The sequence below is a fragment of the Acinetobacter sp. ME22 genome (assembly GCF_022012315.1).
In the GTDB taxonomy this organism is placed as follows: Bacteria; Pseudomonadota; Gammaproteobacteria; order Pseudomonadales; family Moraxellaceae; genus Acinetobacter; species Acinetobacter brisouii_A.
Genome location: NZ_JAKLTL010000004.1, coordinates 114,819 through 134,716, shown reverse-complemented (window position 1 = coordinate 134,716; position 19,898 = coordinate 114,819). Strand labels below are relative to the sequence as shown.

The 19,898-nt window shown below is 42.0% G+C and carries 21 protein-coding genes; 12 read left to right on the top strand and 9 right to left on the bottom strand.

Annotated elements, in window-relative coordinates; all coding sequences use genetic code 11:
- Positions 1–34: 34 nt before the first annotated feature.
- From LVY74_RS07595 to puuE, 4 genes are all read right to left on the bottom strand, one after another.
- Positions 35–1,312 carry a hypothetical protein gene (locus tag LVY74_RS07595; protein WP_237814574.1) on the bottom strand — a complete coding sequence of 426 codons (1,278 nt, stop codon included), beginning with the start codon at positions 1,310–1,312 and terminating at the stop codon, positions 35–37.
- Positions 1,313–1,648: 336 nt separating this feature from the next.
- A complete protein-coding gene (gene uraH, locus LVY74_RS07590) occupies positions 1,649–1,972 on the bottom strand; it encodes a hydroxyisourate hydrolase (protein WP_237814573.1) in 324 nt (107 codons plus the stop codon).
- On the bottom strand, positions 1,969–2,472 hold the full coding sequence (gene uraD / locus LVY74_RS07585) for a 2-oxo-4-hydroxy-4-carboxy-5-ureidoimidazoline decarboxylase (RefSeq protein WP_151777525.1): 504 nt from the start codon (positions 2,470–2,472) through the stop codon (positions 1,969–1,971). Before uraD ends, uraH begins: the two co-directional genes overlap by 4 nt.
- An 82-nt stretch (positions 2,473–2,554) precedes the next feature.
- On the bottom strand, positions 2,555–3,520 hold the full coding sequence (puuE, locus tag LVY74_RS07580) for an allantoinase PuuE (RefSeq protein ID WP_237814572.1): 966 nt from the start codon (positions 3,518–3,520) through the stop codon (positions 2,555–2,557).
- A gap of 245 nt (positions 3,521–3,765) precedes the next feature.
- Between puuE and LVY74_RS07575 the strand changes: the two genes are divergently transcribed.
- The 4 genes from LVY74_RS07575 to dsbD all read left to right on the top strand — a co-directional run bounded on the left by LVY74_RS07575 (position 3,766) and on the right by dsbD (position 7,398).
- Positions 3,766–4,116 (top strand): HPF/RaiA family ribosome-associated protein, encoded by a 351-nt coding sequence (locus LVY74_RS07575; RefSeq protein WP_151709621.1) that lies wholly within the window; start codon positions 3,766–3,768, stop codon positions 4,114–4,116.
- Positions 4,117–4,222: 106 nt separating this feature from the next.
- Positions 4,223–4,771: an ankyrin repeat domain-containing protein gene (locus LVY74_RS07570; RefSeq protein ID WP_151709620.1), complete on the top strand. Its 549-nt coding sequence runs from the start codon at positions 4,223–4,225 to the stop codon at positions 4,769–4,771.
- 15 nt (positions 4,772–4,786) lie between these two features.
- Positions 4,787–5,554, top strand: a complete 768-nt coding sequence (locus LVY74_RS07565; protein WP_151709619.1) for a transporter — start codon at positions 4,787–4,789, stop codon at positions 5,552–5,554.
- A gap of 20 nt (positions 5,555–5,574) precedes the next feature.
- Entirely contained in the window at positions 5,575–7,398 is a 1,824-nt protein-coding gene (gene dsbD, locus LVY74_RS07560) for a protein-disulfide reductase DsbD (RefSeq protein ID WP_237814571.1), read from the top strand.
- On the opposite strand, the gene LVY74_RS07555 is transcribed toward dsbD, so the two are convergent.
- Positions 7,395–8,309: an alpha/beta hydrolase gene (locus LVY74_RS07555; protein ID WP_442862779.1), complete on the bottom strand. Its 915-nt coding sequence runs from the start codon at positions 8,307–8,309 to the stop codon at positions 7,395–7,397. The two genes, dsbD and LVY74_RS07555, sit on opposite strands and share 4 nt — an antisense overlap.
- Positions 8,310–8,468: 159 nt before the next feature.
- Between LVY74_RS07555 and LVY74_RS07550 the strand changes: the two genes are divergently transcribed.
- Positions 8,469–8,906 carry a DUF2147 domain-containing protein gene (locus LVY74_RS07550; RefSeq protein ID WP_151709617.1) on the top strand — a complete coding sequence of 146 codons (438 nt, stop codon included), beginning with the start codon at positions 8,469–8,471 and terminating at the stop codon, positions 8,904–8,906.
- Positions 8,907–8,955: 49 nt separating this feature from the next.
- Here LVY74_RS07550 and LVY74_RS07545 read toward each other — a convergent pair whose 3' ends face one another.
- On the bottom strand, positions 8,956–9,303 hold the full coding sequence (locus LVY74_RS07545; protein ID WP_237814570.1) for a Spx/MgsR family RNA polymerase-binding regulatory protein: 348 nt from the start codon (positions 9,301–9,303) through the stop codon (positions 8,956–8,958).
- 350 nt (positions 9,304–9,653) lie between these two features.
- Positions 9,654–10,475 carry an exodeoxyribonuclease III gene (locus tag LVY74_RS07540; RefSeq protein WP_237814569.1) on the bottom strand — a complete coding sequence of 274 codons (822 nt, stop codon included), beginning with the start codon at positions 10,473–10,475 and terminating at the stop codon, positions 9,654–9,656.
- Positions 10,476–10,513: 38 nt separating this feature from the next.
- Here LVY74_RS07540 and pyrE point away from each other — a divergent pair, with 38 nt between their 5' ends.
- Entirely contained in the window at positions 10,514–11,164 is a 651-nt protein-coding gene (gene pyrE, locus LVY74_RS07535) for an orotate phosphoribosyltransferase (RefSeq protein ID WP_111894967.1), read from the top strand.
- Positions 11,165–11,390: 226 nt separating this feature from the next.
- The gene (locus LVY74_RS07530) at positions 11,391–12,206 is read left to right on the top strand and encodes a shikimate 5-dehydrogenase (protein ID WP_237814568.1); all 816 of its coding nucleotides are present in this window, start codon (positions 11,391–11,393) and stop codon (positions 12,204–12,206) included.
- A 16-nt stretch (positions 12,207–12,222) separates the two neighbouring features.
- Here the strand turns inward: LVY74_RS07530 and LVY74_RS07525 are convergent, their stop codons facing one another.
- Both LVY74_RS07525 and LVY74_RS07520 read right to left on the bottom strand, forming a co-directional pair.
- Complete coding sequence (locus LVY74_RS07525; RefSeq protein ID WP_237814567.1) at positions 12,223–12,429, bottom strand: DUF3565 domain-containing protein; 207 nt, start codon at positions 12,427–12,429, stop codon at positions 12,223–12,225.
- Positions 12,430–12,504: 75 nt separating this feature from the next.
- The gene (locus tag LVY74_RS07520) at positions 12,505–13,938 is read right to left on the bottom strand and encodes a hypothetical protein (protein ID WP_237814566.1); all 1,434 of its coding nucleotides are present in this window, start codon (positions 13,936–13,938) and stop codon (positions 12,505–12,507) included.
- A 192-nt stretch (positions 13,939–14,130) separates the two neighbouring features.
- Between LVY74_RS07520 and gshB the strand changes: the two genes are divergently transcribed.
- The 5 genes from gshB to LVY74_RS07495 all read left to right on the top strand — a co-directional run bounded on the left by gshB (position 14,131) and on the right by LVY74_RS07495 (position 19,895).
- Positions 14,131–15,069, top strand: coding sequence for a glutathione synthase (gshB, locus tag LVY74_RS07515; protein ID WP_237814565.1), 939 nt, complete (start codon positions 14,131–14,133; stop codon positions 15,067–15,069).
- 25 nt (positions 15,070–15,094) lie between these two features.
- Complete coding sequence (locus LVY74_RS07510) at positions 15,095–16,204, top strand: phytanoyl-CoA dioxygenase family protein (protein ID WP_237814564.1); 1,110 nt, start codon at positions 15,095–15,097, stop codon at positions 16,202–16,204.
- Between the two features lie 162 nt (positions 16,205–16,366).
- Complete coding sequence (gene murG / locus LVY74_RS07505) at positions 16,367–17,464, top strand: undecaprenyldiphospho-muramoylpentapeptide beta-N-acetylglucosaminyltransferase (protein ID WP_237814563.1); 1,098 nt, start codon at positions 16,367–16,369, stop codon at positions 17,462–17,464.
- Positions 17,465–17,476: 12 nt separating this feature from the next.
- Positions 17,477–18,925: a UDP-N-acetylmuramate--L-alanine ligase gene (gene murC, locus LVY74_RS07500; protein ID WP_237814562.1), complete on the top strand. Its 1,449-nt coding sequence runs from the start codon at positions 17,477–17,479 to the stop codon at positions 18,923–18,925.
- A gap of 40 nt (positions 18,926–18,965) precedes the next feature.
- Positions 18,966–19,895: a D-alanine--D-alanine ligase gene (locus LVY74_RS07495; RefSeq protein WP_151709812.1), complete on the top strand. Its 930-nt coding sequence runs from the start codon at positions 18,966–18,968 to the stop codon at positions 19,893–19,895.
- The last annotated feature ends 3 nt before the right edge of the window (positions 19,896–19,898 follow it).

Genomic DNA, 19,898 nt, shown 5'->3' with positions numbered 1-19,898 from the left:
AACGATCACCTAAGTGATCGTTATACCATGAGACTTAGAAGTTGTAAGTGATTCCAAAACGGTTTTGCAAGAATGCATTTGAATCGCCTTTTTGTTTTTGGAAACCAATAAACTCAGACAAACTCAAACCTTTTAACGCACCTGTAAAGTTATAGAAGCCATAGAACATCACTTCATACATATCTTTATTGGTTTCGGTATTGCTCAAATCGGTATAGGTAATACGGCTACCCACAAAAGCGTTTTGACCAAATGGCGAAGAAAGCTCAGTGGTATAGAAATCACCAGGACCTAAGTCTTGAGTACTGGTAAAGAAGGGTTGTGCAAAGTACGGATCAGAAGAGGTGTTATGTGCATATGGTGTTGGTAACGTGCCGTTACCCCAAGCATCATCTTTCTTGAACACATGGTCGTAGGCAAGACGCCAAGTCAATTTGTCTGTTGGTTTCAGTTTAAGCTGAGCACCAAGAGATGTGCTGTCAACTTTACCGAACTGAGCATCACCAATGTCATTGGCATAAGCAGCTTGTACGCTCACTTCTGGTGCCCATTGAACCTTGTCAAAACCAAGATTGGCTTCGCCATAATACAAGTTGAATGAATCTTCATAGCTTTCTAACCATGCTTGGGTTTTCAAGTATTTATCATTCAAATTGAATTTTTTACCTACGCCAACGCTAGTCACATGGTCAAGGCGAGTGTCTTGAGCTGCTGAGAAAGGATCATCGTTGTAACGGTCACGGTGTGCAAAGCTGTCATCGCCATAGCTTTTGTATTTGTTGATATAGTTTGCGCGAACGAAGTTATCAGCATCGCCATATTTCATATCAATACCTTGATACAAGAATGGTTGCACACGATAGAACGAGTAATCGCCCATAAATGGTAGATCAAGTTTTTGATTACCCACGGTCACAGAGAACTTGTCTTGTGTCCAGTTGATATAGGCTTCACCAATGCCGAACGTATCTTGAGAAAGTTCAGATACATCATCTGAGCCATGTGCAAGACGTTTTTGACCTTCAACACCAATTACTGCTTGGAAACCGTTGTAGCGTGCAGTTTTGTAATTGATGTAACCACCCGCAGTGGTGGTATCTTGGCTATTGTTGGCAAAATAGGCATGATTTGTTGAAAATGAATTGAGACGTAAACTACCTTCAATCGTCCCACAGCTCAACATTTGAGAGAAATCACTAACATTCGCCGCTTTACAAGCTTCATCGCTCGATAATGGCAATGCAAAAACCGAAGAGCATAAGCTGCTGATACCACATAATAGAAGCGCTTTTTTAAGGCGAATATTGCTCATTGTAGACTTCCCCACACAAAATAAACTGGTTTACATGCAAGATGCAAAAATCTGACCAATTTTAAACAATTTTTTTGAAAATGCAGCGTTTCACTGATGAAATGCTAAAGAGATCGTTGAGAAAAACGTCAGAAAAGTGAGGAAGGTCTTGGGCGTATGATTCAAGGAGACCATTTATGCAACAGATTTTAAACTTTTGAATTATAAAGTCTCAGCGAAAAACTATATTTTATGAAGCATTCTGCTTGTATTTAGTGCAAAAAATGAATCAGACTTGACCATTTAGTCCAAAAAGAAGTTTTGATCTTATGATCAAAACTTCTATTGTATTTGAGCTTAACTTCCTCGATAGGTTGAGTAAGCAAAGGGACTAATCAAGAGCGGAACATGGAAGTGTTCTTCGGGATTGTTCACATGAAATTGGATACAGACTTTGGGGAAAAAAGTATCGAGCTGTTTTGCTGCGAAGTAAGGGGCAATTTCATATTCAAGCTGATATTCACCCGCAAGACAATTGGTTAAGCCAAAATCTTTCAAGCGACCATCGGCATCGGTTTGCCCTTGTCCCAATAAAGTGTGGTTTTCTGCATTAAATAATTTTACGGTGACAGCCGCAGCAGGTTTGCCCAAGTGGGTATCTAAAATATGGGTACTAATCACGCCTCAATTCCTTGTTCCAAACGGTGTAGCGCAATGCCTGCCAGTTGTTGGTGAACCACTTGTTTTTCAGTGTCTTCATCATTTTCTAGGCGCTGTTGTAATGCATTTAAGATATCCATGCTAGTGAGTCCAACGGCTTTAATTAGAAAAATAAAACCAAATTTCTGTTCATAAGCAAGATTGGCATCGTATAGCGCATCAGTAGTTGCGACATCTTGATAGACCAATGCTTGCTCTTTTTCTGAAAAAGCTTGTTCTTGTGCAGATAGATCTTTTTTAGCTTTCTGTTCACCAATACGAGGATGAGTGTCGAGTGCCGCTTTAATGTCTTGCCATGTCCATGTTTCAGTTTGCTTTTGCGCTGCATTGATCAGGGTATGTTTGCTCGGATAAGGACGCTGTTCAGCGAGGTCTCGTATCCATGAGGAAATGTGGACACAATGTTTTAAAAATTCTTGTGCTTGTGTCTCAGAGAGTTGGTTGAATTCAGAAAGTTGCATAATTATATCCAGTTTATTGTTGCTATGACTCATTTAAACATGTGCATTCATGTCTGAAAAAGCAAGAGCCGATCTAAATTTTTTACTTTGGAAAATGATGTTGATACCAATGCTGGGCAATATCATGACGGCGGCAAATCCAAACCTTCTCATGTGACTGGATGTAATCCAAGAAACGCTGTAGCGCTTTAAAACGACCAGGCTTACCTAAAATGCGGCAGTGCATGCCAATCGACAGCATTTTCGGAGCAGTTTCACCTTCGGCATACAGCACATCAAACGCATCTTTTAAGTATTGATAGAACTGTTCGCCACTATTGAAGCCACCAGGTGAACAGAACTTCATGTCGTTCGATTCTAAAGTATAGGGAATGATCAGGTGTGGACGGCTTTCGCCCTCAGCATTGGTGAGCGTTGTCCAAAAAGGTAAGTCATCACCATAGTGGTCGCTATCGTATTGAATTTGTGGAAACTCAGCCAAAAGTTGACGGGTGTTTGGGCTATCGCGACCTGTGTACCAACCGATTGGTGCCTCACCGAATAGACTTTCAAGCACGCTGATCGCCTGATCCATATACTGGCGTTCCAATTCGATGGGCATATCCTGATAGTGAATCCAGCGTTGACCATGCGATGCAACGTCATAACCTGCTGATTTGATGGCTTCAACCACATAAGGATTACGAATTAGCGCCATGCCTACCCCAAAAATGGTCATTGGTAAGTTACGGCGTTGAAACTCTTCATGAATACGCCAAAAGCCTGCTCGCGAGCCGTATTCATACATTGAGTCCATCGACATATGCTTGGCTGGAAAACTGGCCGCACCAATAATGTCAGACAAAAATTGTTCTGAACCTGCATCACCATGTTCAATATGATTTTCCGAGCCTTCTTCATAGTTGAGAACAAATTGCACCGCAATTTTGGCTTGATGTGGCCAGTTGGCATGCGGAGGTTGCCCATGATAGCCAATCAGGTCACGTGAATAGGGCTGAGAACGAATAGAATCAATGAGTGCTTGACCACGCAAGTAAGAAGTTGTCACGGTTGGTTTCCTTTTGATCGTTTTTTGCAAAATATACTTGCATATTTTTGAGTATAGCCTGATATTTGAGGTATAAGGACACCGAAACAATATGCAAAAATGGTGACAATATCTTTGGTGAAAGCAGTCTAATCGCTGATAAATCGAAGAACTTTTAACCATCATGCACATGGGTTTTAGGTGCATACACATGGATGGTTTTTTGTTTTGCACACAGCAGATCGATGAAAGAAAGAGGATGAATTATGAACATTGAAATCCGCACAGATAAAAATATTCAAAATAGTGAACGTTTAATTGGTTATATACGTGCAGAACTTACGAATGAATTTCAACGTCACAGTGAACGTATTACCCATTTTTCAGTACATTTGAGTGATGAAAATGGTGACAAAGGCGGAGATGACGACTTACGCTGTATGATTGAAGCGCGTCCAGCAGGATTTAAACCAATCGCAGTGTCTCATAAAGCAGGCAATATTGATGCAGCTATTCATGGTGCAATTGAGCGCTTAAAACGTAGTTTAGAACATGTGATTGAGAAAAAAGACAATCCTCGTGCTAAACCACTCGAAATTATTGAAGATGAAGCTTAATTTTAAGCACGTCTAGAAAAGCTCCTTCGGGAGCTTTTTTTATTGTCTTTCAAGATCGGTTTCTTGATACACTGCTGTACAGAACATCATCATTTGAGAAGACTTCATGCTAACGACATCACAACATGCTTTGATTGATGCCATTGAACAACTGGATTTTGCTCAGGTTAAAGCCGTGTTAGAGCAAGGGCTTGATCCAAATTTTACTGATCCTGAAAAAGGCATGCCAATTTCAATTGCTTGTGATGGTTTATTTCAGTGGTGGGAAATCGTATGCGATGCCTATGAAGCAGGTCAGGCATTAACAGAGCAAGAAAAACAACAGGCTTTACAAGTCCATCTCGATATTCTAGATGCATTGATCCAAGCCAAAGCCAATGTCCATTTATGGGATGCAGAAGAGTTTTACGGCCCACTTTGGGATGCTGCAAGTGCAGCCTGCGTACCTGCAGTTCAGCGTTTACTCGATGAAAAAGTCAATCCAAATACATTGGATGATGAAGATTTGACCGTGTTATCATCAATCAGCCAGTTATTTTTTGAATGTGATTATGATGAAATTGACTGGTCAGAAACCTTGCCTGAGCAAAAGCAAACTTTACAGTTACTGCGTGAGCATGGCGCAAAAATGACAAAAGAATTAACCAATGCTTAATCCTTGAGAATATTTATGAAACTATGGCAACCCACGGCATTCGCACTGGCTTCAGCAGTGAGTATGCATAGTCTTGCAGCTGAATTTTCTTTTGACCGCCCAGGTACGGGGTTTGGTACAGGGATTACCCCTGTTGGCCAACTTGCATGGGAACAAAGTTTACCGAGCGTATCTTATAGCAAACAAGGAACAGATGAGGGTTATGAAAAAACCACGACTGTTCAGACGGATATGTTATTTCGTACAGGTCTGACCGACAGTATGGAATTGCAACTCGGCTGGGATGGTCCAGCATGGACGCAAATTCGCCATGCAGGACAAAAAGTCAATGATCATGGTTTAGGCGATGTGTCTGTTGGTGTAAAAAAAGCCATTGATCTACAAGATGACAAAATGACCATGGCTGTTTTAGGTCAAGTCTCTTTTGCAACAGGCAATCAAGGTTTTAGTGAAGATCATGATCGTTATACCATTGGTTCAACCGTGGCGTATCAACAAAACGAACTTCTGAATACCAGTATGACGATGTTTTATGAGCTAGAAGATGGTCATTGGTCATGGACGGCAGTGCCGACCTTGAGCTATCAAATTGTTGGTAAGTGGTCAGGTTTTTCTGAGTTTGTTTATCGTAAACAAGAAGGGCAAGCCGATCAGACCTCATTGGCAACAGGCTTAGTTTATAGTCTTAACAATCGCACACAATTTGATGCCAGTATTGGTGTCGGTTTGAGCGGTGACGTACCTGACTATACGGGTGGTTTTGGCGTATCCTACCTGTTCTAAACCAATGAGCAGATGTGCCCATGCGACTGCACACGCAAAGAAAGGCGATATTGTGGTTTATACAATATTGCCTTTTGTTTATCGCCTCTTTCCCTGTATTTGCTCATGCAGATGAGCTATTGCCTGTAGAGCAGGCATTTCAGTTTTCAGCCGAATCAATTTCAGATCATCAAGCACAGTTGTCTTGGAAAATTCAGCCGAACTATTATTTATACCAACAAAAATTTACGGTACAACAAAACGCTCAGTCTGTTTCACTTCAATTCCCTGCGGCAGTTTCACAACACGATGACAATTTTGGCAAAAGTCTGGTTTATTTTAATCAGGTTGCTTTTACGATTGCGACTAAGCCCAACCAAAGTTATCGAGTGACATGGCAAGGTTGTGCTAAAGACCGTTTATGTTATCCACCCCAAAATATCACGATACGTACAGATGCAGATGGTTTGCTCAGCGTACAGGATCAAGTGCAAAACCAAAGTACGAGTTTACTTGAACTGTCTCAACAACAATCTCAGCCGTTGAATCAGAATGATGCTTTAAGAACAACATCTACAGATCATTCAGGCACAGCATCAGATCCACAACTGGCAGCAAGTGCCGATGATGAGGTTTGGTCTCAGCGCTTGAGTCAGCATTCGTTTGGATATGGTCTGTTACTGTTCTTGGGCTTAGGTATTTTGTTGGCATTTACACCATGTTCCTTGCCGATGATCCCAATTTTATCGTCTTTATTGATACGAGAGCATAAGGGGCTAAAAGCATGGAGTATCGCACTGGTTTTTGTCAGCAGTATGGCTTCAGTCTATGCCGTATTGGGCATGATAGCGTCATCTTTTGGTTTAGGCTTTCAGCGCTGGTTACAGCAACCTAGCATCCTCATGGCATTTAGTGTGCTGTTTGTGATTTTTGCCTTAAATTTGTTTGGACTGTTTGAAATCAAGTTGCCACATCGTTGGACACAGCGCTTAGATCAGGCTCAGTCCGTGCAAAAAGGTGGTTCATTACTTGGCGCTGCTCTTATGGGCATTATTTCTGCCTTATTGGTGGGACCTTGTATGACAGCACCGCTTGCAGGGGCATTGCTGTTTATTTCGCAAACTCAAAATCAGTGGCATGGGGCAATTTTGCTGTTTAGTTTGGGCTTTGGTATGGGTATTCCCATGCTGTTGGTGAGCTTGTTAGGTGCTAAAGTCTTGCCGAAAGCAGGTCTGTGGATGATACAGGTAAAGGTCATCTTTGCATTTGTCATGTTAGGCTTAGCCGTTTACTTTATTCGCCCAATTGTGCAGATTGGTGCGTGGCAATGGCTGAATGTTCTGCTGATTTTGAGCTTTAGCGCTTATTTGTTGTATGGCATTGCTCGACATGCGCGTGGCTTAAAATGGCTATATGCTGTGTTGTTGCTGAGTCTTGTACCTGCATATGCTTATCAACAATATCAAGGATGGCAAGTTTCCAGTACAGTTCAAACAACGCCAAAAAACCAGTGGCATATTGCCAAAACAGCCGCAGAATTTCAAAAATTGCTTGATCAAGCACCTCAAGGAAAGGCAATTATTGTCGATATTTATGCAGATTGGTGTGTTGCCTGTCAGCCAATTGAACATCACATCTTACCACAAGCAGAAGTTCAGCAAGCGCTTGCAGCGTATTACCTGATTAAACTCGATCTCAGCCAGTACGATGCTTCACATCAGGCTTTGCTCAAGCAGTGGGATATTTTAGGGCCGCCGACTTATCTGTTCTTAAATCAGCAGCATCAAGAGCAACGTGGTTTACGTCTAACAGGTGAGTTTAAAACAGCCGAGCTATTGGCACATGTCCAGCAACTCAAACCTTAGTCGTTTGATTTGAGATGATGAACAAATGCAGCCAAGTCCGCAAGGGCTTGCTTGCTTTCGTCAAACCAAGCATCAAACATAAAGAAGTTATGCCACATCCCTGTATAGAGCTTGAATTCAACCTCAACACCTGCTTTTTTTGCCTGTGCCCTAAAGCGTTGTGCATCATCGAGTAATAAGGCTTTACTTCCGATCTGAACCAAGGTTTTTGGTAAGCCTTGTAATTGATCAAATAAAGGGGAAACTCGAGGGTCATCACGATCGGTATGGGGTGCAATATAGTGTTGGATCGCATTTTCAATCAGTGTCAGTGACAGTAAAGCATCATGTTGCTGATTAAAACGTAGTGATTCACTGCTCAGCGTCAGGTCAAGTAAGGGTGACATGAGCACAAGACCACAGGGCTGTGGTGCATTTTCACGGAGCAAGCGTAAATTTAAACTCAAGGCAAGATTTGCACCTGCACAGTCGCCAGCCAAAATAATATGGTCTGCAGCTACGCCCTGATTGAGGAGTGCATGATAGGCTTGATACAACGCGTCAAATGCCGCAGGAAACGGTTGTTCAGGCGCTAAAGGATAGTCGATATGAATGACAGGAAGCTGAGTTCGTTGTACTAAACTACACATCAGCGCACGGTGAGAGTGCTGTGAACCTAACATAAATAAGCCGCCATGAATAAACAAAATAACATGTTCGGCAAAATTGTTTGGGCTAATTTTTTCTACTGGCAGTCCAGCGAGTTGATCATGTTCAAAATGTAGATCTTGGGTATTTTTAGGAAAAATTTTACAGATTTTTTCGAGTGAAAAACGTAAGGTTGAGGTTGGAATATTCCATTGACTTGGCGTGCGTAAACCATTTTTGAGTAAAGACTCAACAAGTAGTTTTTTCCACATTGATTTCAACATGCTTCAAGTTCCATTTTAAGAAATAACAGCGCAATATACGAAGATCTTGTAGATATCGTTACAAGGCTACACTAAACGGTCACACTGAAAAATTGCAAATTTGTTGTGTATTTTGAATACTGAAGATCGGCAATCATACAGAAGACTAGGGAAGAAATAATGAAAAAAATGCTACTTGCCTTGGGGCTATTTGGCGCTGCAATTGCTGCACATGCAGCAGATCCGCTCAATGGTACGGTTTGGCAAACGATTGATGATGCAACCAATAAACCCAAAGCATTGGTTGTGTTTACTGAGCAGAAAAATGGAACGTTGTCTGCAAGCATTCAAAAAGTGCTGACAGCGGGTGAGGAAAATGCCTGTACCCAATGTAATGGCCCTTATAAAAACAAATCATTACGTGGTGTAACGATTGTTCGTGGTCTAAAAAATGTAGGCGGCACTGAATATGACAATGGCTCAATTCTTGACCCTAAAAACGGTAAAACTTACAGCTTAAAAGGCGAATTGATTAATGGCGGCAAGCAGTTAAAAATTCGTGGCTACCTCGGTTTTTCAGCGCTTGGGCGTAACCAGACATGGAATCGCGTCCATTAAAATGGATACTGAGGAAAGTCAAGCCTAGATAATTCTAGGCTTTTTATACTTAAGCTAAGTTGCGGTATGCCGCTTCGTCAAAACCCACAATCAAGCCTTGAGTTGTTACAAGAACAGGGCGTTTGATCAAACTGGTATGAGTGGTGAGAGCTTCGATTAAATTGGCTTCGCTGCTCAGTGCATGTTGTTGTTCGGCTTCACTTAATTTGCGCCAAGTGGTGCCTTTTTTATTAAGAATCAGGTCTTGCCCGCAGGTGTCTAGCCAATGCTTTACTGTTGTCGCATCAATCCCTTGTTTTTTATAGTCATGGAACTCATAGCTCAAGCCTAACTCGGTCAGCAGGTCAAAGGCTTTTTTCATGGAATTACAGTTTTTGATGCCATAAATTTTCAGCATATTCATCACTCATCTATCGATATAACGAATGAGCTTAACCAAAAATATTTTGTTCGGCTATGATTATCTTGATGGGAAAAATGGGGTTTCCAAATAGAGAAAACCCGCATTAGATCATCCTGATTATGCGGGTCTCATTTACAACGTCCGATGTCACATCCTTGAAAAACAATCTAAATAATTTAGTTTGTTTTTACTTTCATCCTACGGCTTCCTATCCTTTTGCTGTCATCCTGACATGTCCCTGTGCCGTGCAGCTATAATGCTACAAATACGTGTCAGAAAAAAGCAATTCAGACGACAATGGATGTAAGCTATTTTTAGCGGTTTAGTGAACACATGTTCACAAATTATGCCAACTGGTAGTCAATAATGACTGGAGCATGGTCACTAAACCACTGATCTTTATATACCCAAGCATTTATTGCACGGGTTTTCCAGTCAGGTGAACACGCTTGGTAGTCAATGCGCCAACCGACGTTTTTCGCACGTGCCTGTCCTCGGTTTGACCACCAAGAGTAGAGTTCAGCTTCAGGGCGAACTACACGGAAGGTATCGACATAGCCCAAATCATCATAAATATGATCAAGCCAAGCACGCTCATGGGGTAAACAGCCAGATGCTTTTTGATTACCTGACCAGTTTTTAATATCAATGCGCTTATGCACAATGTTGTAATCCCCACATACAATGATGGATTTATTTTCATCGCGCCATTGTTTGAGGATTTTTTTGTATTCATCTAAAAAGTGATCTTTACGGGCTTGTGCTTCATCACCTGAAGAACCTGATGGAAGATACAAAGAGGCAATATGTACAGGCTGTTCCAAGCCTAAATCAAACTCGGCACAAATAAAGCGCCCTTGTGAGTCTGCAAGTTCAAAGCCTAAGCCATCTTTTATTGAAATAAAGGGCAGGCGGCTATAGATCGCCGTACCTGCATAGCCTGCACGCTCAGCAGGAAACAGATGTGTATGCCAGCCTTCAGGTCTAAATTTATCTGTCCATTGGGCATGGGTAATACGACTTTCCTGAATACAAACGACATCGGCATCGGACTGTTCTAACCAGTCGAGTAGACCTTTGGTCACGGAAGAACGTAGTCCATTTACGTTAATTGAGACTACACGTAGAATTTTTGCCTCACTTGGATAGTGATCCTTTGGTATCATGCTCAAGTCTTACCTCAATATCTGAATTTGGAGCTCTCATGACAACGCCGTCTCAATTTAACCCACAGGCTTTTATTGACCTTGCTTTATCACGAGGTGTGCTGAAGTTTGGTGAGTTTACTTTAAAATCGGGTCGTGTTAGCCCTTATTTTTTTAATGCAGGTTTGTTAAATGATGGTGAAGCATTGTCATTGCTTGCACAAGGCTATGCCGATCAATTGGTTCAATCTGACAATGTCGAAGTAATTTTTGGCCCTGCGTACAAAGGTATTCCTTTCGTTGCGGCAACAGCAGTGGCATTGTCGCAAGTGCATGGTAAAAGTGTACCTTGGGGTTTTAATCGTAAAGAAGCCAAAGATCATGGCGAAGGCGGTGTTTTAGTCGGTGCAGCAGTAGAAGGTAAAAAAGTCTGGATCATTGATGATGTGATTACCGCAGGTACTGCGATTCGTGAAGTCGTCACCATTTTGAAAAATGCGGGCGCAAGCATTGCGGGCGTGTTGGTGGCATTAGACCGTCAGGAACGTGGTCAAGGTGAATTGTCTGCGATTCAGGAAGTACAAAAAGAACTTGAGATTCCTGTACATGCCTTAATTACCATGAAAGATTTGATGGATTATTTGGATGCCAAAGGCGAGAAAGAAGCCTTAGCGAATATGCAGGCGTACCGTGAGAAATACGGTATCTAATTCAAAAAGGGAGCATATGCTCCCTTTTTTACGCGGAATCATTCAGTCAGATTTGGGGTAAATGATAAGAGTGTCATCCTCAAAATTTTATATATCAATTTTTTAAATCATGATGTTTGAAATTTAACTTCGCTCTATAGCGGCTAAGCATTTCAGTGAAATTCAAGCATGAAAAGATTGATGTATAATTCATAAATTTTTCTTATAAAAATGAAAGGAAAGTTCAATGCGAATTAATAAAGATACAACATTGTGTATGTCGCTTGCGAGCAAACCAAGCAACTTTGGAACACGATTTCATAACTATCTTTATGAAGCGCTAGATTTAAATTATTTATATAAAGCATTTGCTCCTCAAGATTTAGCGCAGGCCATTGTAGGGGTACGTGGATTACCTGTTCGTGGTTGTGCTATTTCAATGCCTTATAAAGAAGCTGTGATTGCCTTGGTTGATGAAATGGATGCGTCTGCCAAAGCCATTCAATCAGTCAATACCATTGTGAATACAGACGGTGTATTAAAAGCATACAACACTGACTTTATCGCAATAAGTAAAATTATTGAAAAGTATGACATTTCACCTGCAACCAAGTTTGCATTAAAGGGTAGTGGTGGAATGGCAAAAGCTGTGGCATTTGCGTTAAAAAGCAAAGGTTTTTCAAATGGAATTATTGTTGCCAAAAATGAAACTTCAGGGCCTGAACTGGCGCAAAGCAGTGGCTATACTTGGCAAAAAGAATTGGAAGATACAGACGTTGAGTTGTTAATTAATGCGACACCAGTGGGTATGACAGGCACAGCATTTGAAGATGATCTGGCATTTTCTGAGCAGATGATTACTGCCGCAAAGCTGATTTTCGATGTCGTCGCATTGCCTGAAAATACACCTTTGATTCAGTTGGCTCAAGCGCAAGGTAAACCAACCATTCAAGGTTCCGAAGTCTTTGCATTGCAAGCTTTAGAGCAATTTTATTTATATACAGGCGTGTATCCAAGCCAAGAAGTATTTAATGCGGCAGCTAAATTTTCCAGAGCGGGTTGATGGAAATTTAAATCTTTCATTTTTTATTGAGAGAATCTGGTTCATCGCATTTTAAACAGTTGAGATACATCCCTAATTTTTCTTGACGCCCTTGCACAGTCATGACCCAAGGGCGGTTTTGCCAAGGTGGGGTATGCCTGACATGTTGCGTATGTCCACAGGTCAAAATAGCATACCAATGATTCTCATCATCCAAAGCAAAATCAACAATAGCCTGCTGCATATCAAATATCTGTATGAATTGACAGTGAGATGAAAAGGGCAAAGATCCCCTTTCATCTGTATATCGCAACGAAAATTATGATCTTGAACAATCTGGGCTTGAGCCATAGCAATTGCCAGACTTAATCTCATAAATCGTTGAATGCCCAGGATTACCCTTAGGTCGTGGTACGCCCTGTGGCACAAAGAAGGTCACAGAATGCGCACCATATAACCCCGCTGGAATAGTCATGTCTTTTAATACCACATAAGCACTATGAAAATGCACATACTCCATACCTGTACCCGATTCTCTTGAACCACCAACTACTGGTGGCGTATGAATATTCCGCGCTTTATTGTAGGCGGCTTTCCACGCGTCAATATCTGCACGTGTAGCAGGACGGAGTAAACCCTTCGAAACGGCATCATGTATCCCGGCAGTGCCTGCTAATGGTGCATTTGGATCAATCACATCTTTAATTGAGCGCTCTTGAGATGAGCTTAGCTGAGTATTTGCAGTGATATTGCCGATATTGGCTTGCCCGTTTTTAGCAATCACAATCGCCTGAATATCACGTTGCAAAATACGCTGCGAAAATTGATTCATTTCTGCTGCATTGTCATCTGACACATAGCTGTAGCCACATTTCGAATTTTTGTACGACGTTTCTAGCACTGGAATTGATTTAGGTAAACCTACCACACGCTGCGCGTGATAACCGGTGGCAATGACACCCACAATTTTTGTATTGTTCTCCCATTTAATTTTCCAAATGGTTGGCTTATACGCCCCTAAAATTAAAACCACTGGACGATTATGCTGAACTTGAATGTCCATTTCAGTGGCTTGCTGATCGCTGCCATCAATTTGATAACTGGTTTCCCGACCTGAATATGCACCAGTGGCAAACACATCATATTGAGTTGGCAGTTGTGCTTTAAACTTTGTGCAATCATTTTGTACAGGCGGCGTATAGTTTGATGATTGGAGTTGTTGACGATTGCTTGCCATAGAAGTCAACAGGGTGCGTAACAGTTCAACATTATCTGGCGCTGCTTGTCGATATAAACAGTCTTTGGGGCGAAGGTTGTCTGCTAAATCCGAAAAACATTGCCAGATCTTAATAGGTTGCCCTGCGTGCACTTGCGGCTGAAAATACAAATGATGTCCTGCCAATGCGGTAGGAATCTTGTCATTATTTTGCAATTCGGCCGACAATTGCAGCCGATCAAACTGAAATACAACGCCATCTTTCTGTTCTAAGTTGGCAATTACATCTCGCTGAATCGATGATGATTGGCGTAGCAATTGCATCACTTGTTCTGAGCTGTTTGTACTTTGCGATAAATACAGATGATTTACTTGAGAAATAAACTGTTGTTTCTGCTTCTCAATATGCATCAAAACTTGATGATTTTGATATTTTTCATAGCCCACAGTTCCAGCAAAGCCTAAGCCAACAATGGCACAGCTTCCTAGTACACCGATGATGACGCCTGATTTAAATGTTCGTTGTTTATTTTGCATTCTTTGTGATTATTTTGTTATAAGATGAAGCTTAAAATACAGCAAAATTTTGAAAATAAATACATTGTGATGTTGAAATTAGCCGAATATCTAAGTGCTATTTAAAAGATAAGCATCTGGAAAATTCAGAAAACATGATTCTGAATCTCCGCTATACTTTTTCTCATCAAAAAATAGCGAGAGTAAAAAATCATGCGCGTACTTGTTGTGATGGATCCCATCGAAAATGTCAATCTGAAAAAAGATTCAACTATGGCGATGTTATGGGCGGCAAGCCGTCGTGGTCATGAATTGGGATATGCTTTACAACAAGATTTGTATATCGATCAGGGCAAAGCCTTTGGTCTCATTTCGCCACTGAAAGTGTTTGAAGATTATCAGCATTATTACGAGTTGGGTGAAAAGCAGAAGCAATCACTGGCAGATTACGATGTCATCTTGATGCGTAAAGACCCGCCGTTCGATATGAATTTTGTCTATACCACCTATATTTTGGAACAGGCAGAGCGTGAAGGTGCATGGATCATCAACAAACCGCAGTCGCTGCGTGATTGTAATGAAAAACTATTTGCCACTCAGTTCCCAGAGCTTCAAGTGCCGACTTTGGTGACTTCACAACAAAGTTTGATGCGCGAATTTATTGTTGAGCATGGCGATGTCATCGTTAAACCACTGGATGGTATGGGAGGAATGGGGATTTTTCGTTTATTCCAAGATGGTGTGAATATTGGTTCGACGCTTGAAATTCTGACGCAAAATGGTCAGCAACCGATTATGGCACAGCGCTATATCCCTGAAATTGTTGAAGGGGATAAACGTATTTTGATGATTAATGGTGAACCGATTCCATATTGCTTGGCACGTATTCCACAAAATGGAGAGGTTCGTGGCAACTTGGCGGCGGGTGGCTTGGGTGAAGCTCGTCCTCTAACTGAAAATGACAAACGTATCGCTGAAAAGGTTGGGCCATTCTTGCGTGAAAAAGGTTTAGTCTTTGTCGGACTCGACGTGATTGGGAATTATGTCACTGAGATCAATGTGACGAGTCCAACCTGTATTCGTGAAATTGATCATCAGTTTGGCACGTCTATTGCCGATACATTATTTGATGTGTTAGAACAAGGGCGTTAATTTGCCCTTGTCCTGATGCTGAACTATGAAAAAAATTAAAAAATTCTTACAACAAGAGCGTACACAGCGTGCGCTCAATGAATTTAAGCAGTTATTACAACAGCATCCAAAACAAACCTTGCTTGATAGCATGACATTATTTACATCTGCCAAATCTTTTGAAAAAAATAGTCTGCTTGGCAATCCTGTATTCAATGAACTGGGTCTGCACCGCTATCGAGTTCAAAAAGCCGCTGAAATGGCTGCAAAACGCCGTGAAAAATTGGCAGTTCATCTTGCGGTTGAAGATGTTGCACAGTTTGAGAAAAATGGCTTTATTCTCAAAGAAAATTTTTTAGATGATGCCAAATTTCAAGCGTTAAAAGCTGAGTTATTGGCAACACCATTAAAAACCCGAGAAACGTTACAGGGCGATACCGTCACTCGGCGTATGGCACTCGATCAACAGGCGTTAAAACAATTACCTGTGACTGCTCAATTATTGGCAAGTTCAAATTGGCAAAATTTATTGAACTATGTAGGGAGTTTTAAAGTCCAACCTGTCTACTATTTACAGATGATTTTTTCCCATGTTCGTCATGCACGTCCTGACCCTCAGACCAATTTGCATAGTGACACCTTTCATTCGAGTGTTAAGGCTTGGCTATTTTTAGAAGATGTGGCTGAAGATGAGGGACCTTTTGTGTATGTCGCAGGTTCACATTGTGTCAATGATCAGCGCTTGGCATGGGAGTATCAAAAATCTTTGAGTATTCATGCCAAAACTGAAGCCATGACTCGCCGAGGATCATTTCGAATTCAACCTGAAGAACTTGAGGCTCTTGGGTATCAACAACCACAGGCCTTTGCAGTAAAAGCCAATACTTTGGTGGTTGCAGATACCTATGGTTTTCATGCACGTGGCACAAGTGTACGTCCATCAACCCGCATTGAACTTTGGGCGTATGCACGTCGTAATCCATTTTTACCGTGGACAGGTTTAGACCCAACTGCATTGCCAATGATTAGACATCGCTTGGTTCCTTGGTATTGGAAAGGACTCGATTATTTAGAAGAAAAATTTCAACAAAAAAGCCCGTGGCGTGATGTCGGGAAAAAATATGCCACCGACCCTGTCGTGCTCCGAAAAAAATAACTTGTCTGTAGATTCAACAACTAATGTGTTAGAACAAGATCAGCATCACTTTAATTAATCAATATTTGTTTAAATGACGTGAAAATCATTCACGCCAATATGACTTTATGATTAAAATAAGCCTAGAAATTTATGTAACTTGCACAGCCGAAGTATTTGACAGTGACCAATTCTCAATCACAAAAATCTAAACACATTATGATGATGGCTGCGGGTACGGGTGGACATGTTTTCCCAGCATTAGCCGTCGCAAAATTATTACAAGAACAAGGTCATCAGGTGTCATGGTTGGCGACGCCTGCAGGCATGGAAAACCGTTTATTGAAAGACCAAAACATTCCAATTTATCAGATTGATATTCAGGGTGTGCGTGGTAATGGTTTGCTACGCAAATTGGTGGCTCCTTTTAAAATTTTAGGGGCAACACTGGCTGCAATGCGTTTTATGAAACAGCAGAAAGTAGATGTAGTTGCAGGCTTTGGTGGTTATGTCGCAGGACCAGGCGGCTTGGCTGCCCGTGCATTGGGTATTCCTGTACTGATTCATGAACAAAATGCAGTCGCAGGTTTTACCAACATACAGTTGTCACGAGTGGCGAGTAAAATCTGTCAGGCGTTTCCAAATACCTTTCCTACTTCAGACAAAGTGGTCACCACGGGTAACCCAGTCCGTAAAGAAATTACGGATACTTTGACGCCGAAGTGGCGTTATCAGACCCGTGAGCAAGAACATTTACCACTCAATATTTTAGTAGTGGGTGGTTCATTGGGCGCGCAGGCACTCAATGAGAAATTGCCTGAGGCATTCAAACAGTTGAATGTACCGTTGCATATTACCCATCAGTGTGGTCAAAAGCAGCTTGCTGAAACCCAAACCCGTTATGCCAATGCACCTGAACAGTTAAAGGTTCAAGTCGTTCCATTTATTGAAGATATGGCAAAAGCATATAGTGATGCTGACCTGATTATCTGCCGAGCAGGTGCATTGACCGTGACCGAAGTGGCAACCGCAGGTGTGGCAGCCGTCTTTATTCCATTGCCAAGTGCGGTCGATGATCATCAAACCGCAAATGCACGTTTTCTTGAGGGTGTCGGTGCGGCAAAAATCTGTCCGCAAAGCAGCATGACCCCTGAAAGCTTACAACAGTTATTGACGCCACTGATGAACCGTCAGCTTTTGTCTGAAATGGCAATTAAAGCACGTCAACACGCACAACCAGAAGCCACCCAACATGTGGTGGACTTAATTCAAGCATTATAGTTAGAGCATCGTATGTCATCGACAACCCCAGTAGATCAAGTCAACAAACTTATCAAAGTGCCTGAAATGCGCCGTATCAAACACATTCATTTTGTGGGAATTGGCGGGGCAGGGATGTGCGGTATCGCCGAAGTGTTAAAAAACCAAGGTTACTGTGTTTCTGGTTCAGACATTAAAGCCTCAAAAACCACAGCACATCTTGAAGCAAAAGGCATTCAAGTCTATATCGGACATGCTGCTGAAAATGTATTGGGTGCCAATGTTCTTGTGGTATCGACAGCAATTGATCATGAAAACCCTGAAGTGAAAGCAGCATTGGAACAACGTATTCCAGTGGTTCGCCGTGCCGAAATGTTGGGTGAACTGATGCGCTATCGTCATGGGATTGCGGTTGCAGGTACGCATGGGAAAACCACAACCACCAGTTTGCTGACCACCATGTTGGCAGAAGAAAACCTCGATCCAACTTATGTGATTGGTGGTTTGCTGAACCGTACAGGTGTGAATGCTGCACTCGGTGCGAGTCGCTATATTGTGGCTGAAGCCGATGAGTCTGATGCGTCATTCTTATTTTTACAGCCAATGGCTGCGATTATTACCAATGTCGATGCTGACCATATGGACACTTACGAAGGCAGTTTTGATAAGTTAAAAGACACCTTTGTTGAGTTTATTCACCGTTTGCCATTCTATGGTTTGGCGGTGGTGTGCGGTGATGATGCCAATGTGCGTGAAATCATGTCGCGTTTTGGTCGTCCAACCATCACTTATGGTTTTAAAGAAGACAATGACATTCGTGCTGTTGAAGTTGAACAAGATGGCATGCGTTCACACTTTACCGTTTTGCGTAAAAACCGTGAGCCATTACGCGTCACCATCAATCAGCCAGGTCTACATAATATTTTAAATGCCTTGGCTGCGATTGGTGTTGCGACCGATGAAGGTGTTTCTGATGCGGCAATTTGTCGTGCCTTGGAAGGCTTTAGCGGTGTTGGTCGTCGTTTCCAAGTTCAAGGTGAATATGCGCTGGGCGATGGTAACGTAAAACTGGTTGATGACTATGGGCATCATCCGAAGGAAGTTGAAGCGACGATTAAAGCTGCGCGCCAAAGTCATCCCGATCGCCGTTTAGTGATGTTGTTCCAGCCGCACCGTTTTAGCCGTACACGCGACTGTTTTGATGATTTTGTTGATGTTTTATCGCAAGTTGATCAGTTGCTGTTACTTGAAGTTTACCCAGCAGGCGAAAAACCGATTGTGGGCGCAGATAGTCGCTCACTCGCACGCAGTATTCGCTTACGTGGTGAAGTTGAACCGATCTTGATTGATCCAGTCGAAGGTAACCTCGAAAATGTCATTCAAAAAGTGTTACAACCAAATGACTTGTTATTAACACAAGGTGCGGGTAACGTGGGTGCAATTTCGGTTGAGTTAGCGCAAAAACGCTTATTTATAAAATAATCCCGTTTGGGTGATTTGCTTAGATTCAAGGATAAAAAACGTGTCAAATGCTTCAAAATTCGGCAAGGTTGCAGTGTTATTGGGTGGACGTTCAGCAGAGCGTGAAGTTTCCTTAGATAGTGGTCGAGCAGTTCTTGAAGCATTGTTGCGTTCAGGTGTCAATGCAGAAGCATTTGACCCACAAGAGCGCAGTGTGACTGAACTGGTTGGCTATGACCGCGCATTTATTGTATTGCATGGTCGTGGCGGTGAAGATGGTCAGATTCAAGGTGTTCTTGAATGGTTGAACATTCCATATACAGGTACGGGCGTACAAGGCTCGGCGATTGGTATGGATAAAGTCAAAACTAAACAAGTTTGGCAAGGTTCAGAGTTGCCAACAGCACCTTATCGTATCATTAGCAAAGACACAGATTTAGCTGATGTGGTTGAGAGCTTAGGCTTACCTTTAATTATCAAGCCTGTGCATGAAGGTTCTAGCGTAGGCATGAGTAAGGTCGAAAAAGCCGAAGACCTTGCGGCTGCGATTGAAAAAGCCACTCGACATGATGCTTCTGTAATGGCAGAAAAGTGGATTACGGGACGTGAATTTACCATTTCATTATTAAATGGTCAGCCATTGCCTGTGATTCGTTTGCAGCCACCCGCAGATGTGGCTTTCTATGACTATGAAGCAAAATATCAGCGCAATGATGTGCAATATGGTATTCCTTGTGGTTTAAGTGAGTCAGAAGAACAGCGTTTACAAACCTTATGTTTACGTGCTTTTCAAGCCGTTGGCGCAAGTGGCTGGGGGCGTATTGATGCCATGCAAGATGAGCAAGGTAATTTCTGGTTGCTTGAAGTCAATACTGTGCCTGGCATGACCAGTCACTCACTTGTCCCTAAAGCTGCAAAAGCGGTTGGGTATGACTTTGACAGCTTGTGTCTTGCAATTTTGGAACAAACGCTCACGGATGTGGCTCACTAATTT

What these genes read in the sequence shown, in the direction of transcription:
- LVY74_RS07570 (WP_151709620.1), top strand. Translation starts at nt 4,223, where the DNA reads ATGCTAACGACATCACAACATGCTTTGATTGATGCCATTGAACAACTG.
- LVY74_RS07540 (WP_237814569.1), bottom strand. Translation starts at nt 10,475, where the DNA reads ATGATACCAAAGGATCACTATCCAAGTGAGGCAAAAATTCTACGTGTA.
- LVY74_RS07595 (WP_237814574.1), bottom strand. Translation starts at nt 1,312, where the DNA reads ATGAGCAATATTCGCCTTAAAAAAGCGCTTCTATTATGTGGTATCAGC.
- uraD (WP_151777525.1), bottom strand. Translation starts at nt 2,472, where the DNA reads ATGCAACTTTCTGAATTCAACCAACTCTCTGAGACACAAGCACAAGAA.
- LVY74_RS07565 (WP_151709619.1), top strand. Translation starts at nt 4,787, where the DNA reads ATGAAACTATGGCAACCCACGGCATTCGCACTGGCTTCAGCAGTGAGT.
- pyrE (WP_111894967.1), top strand. Translation starts at nt 10,514, where the DNA reads ATGACAACGCCGTCTCAATTTAACCCACAGGCTTTTATTGACCTTGCT.
- LVY74_RS07555 (WP_442862779.1), bottom strand. Translation starts at nt 8,309, where the DNA reads ATGTTGAAATCAATGTGGAAAAAACTACTTGTTGAGTCTTTACTCAAA.
- LVY74_RS07520 (WP_237814566.1), bottom strand. Translation starts at nt 13,938, where the DNA reads ATGCAAAATAAACAACGAACATTTAAATCAGGCGTCATCATCGGTGTA.
- LVY74_RS07530 (WP_237814568.1), top strand. Translation starts at nt 11,391, where the DNA reads ATGCGAATTAATAAAGATACAACATTGTGTATGTCGCTTGCGAGCAAA.
- LVY74_RS07575 (WP_151709621.1), top strand. Translation starts at nt 3,766, where the DNA reads ATGAACATTGAAATCCGCACAGATAAAAATATTCAAAATAGTGAACGT.
- murC (WP_237814562.1), top strand. Translation starts at nt 17,477, where the DNA reads ATGTCATCGACAACCCCAGTAGATCAAGTCAACAAACTTATCAAAGTG.
- dsbD (WP_237814571.1), top strand. Translation starts at nt 5,575, where the DNA reads ATGCGACTGCACACGCAAAGAAAGGCGATATTGTGGTTTATACAATAT.
- LVY74_RS07545 (WP_237814570.1), bottom strand. Translation starts at nt 9,303, where the DNA reads ATGCTGAAAATTTATGGCATCAAAAACTGTAATTCCATGAAAAAAGCC.
- LVY74_RS07550 (WP_151709617.1), top strand. Translation starts at nt 8,469, where the DNA reads ATGAAAAAAATGCTACTTGCCTTGGGGCTATTTGGCGCTGCAATTGCT.
- LVY74_RS07510 (WP_237814564.1), top strand. Translation starts at nt 15,095, where the DNA reads ATGAAAAAAATTAAAAAATTCTTACAACAAGAGCGTACACAGCGTGCG.
- gshB (WP_237814565.1), top strand. Translation starts at nt 14,131, where the DNA reads ATGCGCGTACTTGTTGTGATGGATCCCATCGAAAATGTCAATCTGAAA.
- LVY74_RS07525 (WP_237814567.1), bottom strand. Translation starts at nt 12,429, where the DNA reads ATGCAGCAGGCTATTGTTGATTTTGCTTTGGATGATGAGAATCATTGG.